Genomic DNA, 268 nt, shown 5'->3' on the forward strand with positions numbered 1-268 from the left:
GGCGGATATCTCACGCCGCAAGCTCCGGTCGTGGTTCCTGCCGCCGTTCGAGCGGGTCGCGCGGGAGGGGTGTCGCACGTTCATGCTCGGGTATCAGAGCACGGACGGGGTGCCGATCACGGTGAACGACTGGCTGCTCTCGGACGTGCTGCGTGGCGAGTGGGGGTATACGGGCACGTTGATCACGGACTGGGACAACGTGGGCCGGATGGTGTGGGAGCAGAAGGTGCAACCCGACTACGCCCACGCCGCGGCCGCGGCGGTCACC

Annotated in this window: 1 protein-coding gene; it reads left to right on the top strand. The window is 68.3% G+C overall.

Going from position 1 to position 268, the window contains the following annotated elements; genetic code table 11:
• The coding region (locus WFJ17_RS18750; protein ID WP_336649213.1) for a glycoside hydrolase family 3 N-terminal domain-containing protein at window positions 1–268 on the top strand (268 nt) is incomplete at both ends.

Source organism: Microbacterium sp. MMO-10, assembly GCF_037148715.1.
In the GTDB taxonomy this organism is placed as follows: domain Bacteria; phylum Actinomycetota; class Actinomycetes; order Actinomycetales; family Microbacteriaceae; genus Microbacterium.